This is a genomic window from Isoptericola sp. NPDC060257 (assembly GCF_042726645.1).
GTDB classification, from domain to species: Bacteria; Actinomycetota; Actinomycetes; order Actinomycetales; family Cellulomonadaceae; genus Isoptericola; species Isoptericola nanjingensis.
The window spans coordinates 1-1034 of record NZ_JBHXAW010000515.1 but is presented as its reverse complement, the minus strand read 5'-3'; the positions used below and the strand labels follow the sequence as shown (position 1 = coordinate 1034).

The 1034-nt window shown below is 55.5% G+C and carries 1 rRNA gene; it reads left to right on the top strand.

From position 1 onward, the window contains the following. Window positions 1-1007: ribosomal RNA gene (locus tag ACFWEK_RS21795) — 23S ribosomal RNA — on the top strand; the annotation flags it as partial. Window positions 1008-1034: the final 27 nt, after the last annotated feature.

Below are 1034 nucleotides of genomic sequence, written 5' to 3'. Positions count from 1 at the left end.
CCCAGTAAACGGCGGTGGTAACTATAACCATCCTAAGGTAGCGAAATTCCTTGTCGGGTAAGTTCCGACCTGCACGAATGGCGTAACGACTTCTCGACTGTCTCAACCATAGGCCCGGTGAAATTGCACTACGAGTAAAGATGCTCGTTTCGCGCAGCAGGACGGAAAGACCCCGGGACCTTTACTACAGTTTGATATTGGTGTTCGGTTCGGCTTGTGTAGGATAGGTGGGAGACTGTGAAGCATGCACGCCAGTGTTTGTGGAGTCGTCGTTGAAATACCACTCTGGTCGTGCTGGATGTCTAACCTGGGTCCGTGATCCGGATCAGGGACAGTGTCTGATGGGTAGTTTAACTGGGGCGGTTGCCTCCTAAAGAGTAACGGAGGCGCCCAAAGGTTCCCTCAGCCTGGTTGGTAATCAGGTGTTGAGTGTAAGTGCACAAGGGAGCTTGACTGTGAGACCGACGGGTCGAGCAGGGACGAAAGTCGGGACTAGTGATCCGGCGGTGGCTTGTGGAAGCGCCGTCGCTCAACGGATAAAAGGTACCCCGGGGATAACAGGCTGATCTTCCCCAAGAGTCCATATCGACGGGATGGTTTGGCACCTCGATGTCGGCTCGTCGCATCCTGGGGCTGGAGTCGGTCCCAAGGGTTGGGCTGTTCGCCCATTAAAGCGGTACGCGAGCTGGGTTTAGAACGTCGTGAGACAGTTCGGTCCCTATCCTCTGTGCGCGTAGGAATATTGAGAAGGGCTGTCCCTAGTACGAGAGGACCGGGACGGACGAACCTCTGGTGTGCCAGTTGTTCTGCCAAGGGCATGGCTGGTTGGCTACGTTCGGGAGGGATAACCGCTGAAAGCATCTAAGCGGGAAGCCTGCTTCGAGATGAGTATTCCCACCTCCTTGAGAGGGTAAGGCTCCCAGTAGACGACTGGGTTGATAGGCCAGATGTGGAAGCCCGGTAACGGGTGGAGCTGACTGGTACTAATAGGCCGAGGGCTTGTCCTCAGTTGCTCGCGTCCACTGTGTTAGTTC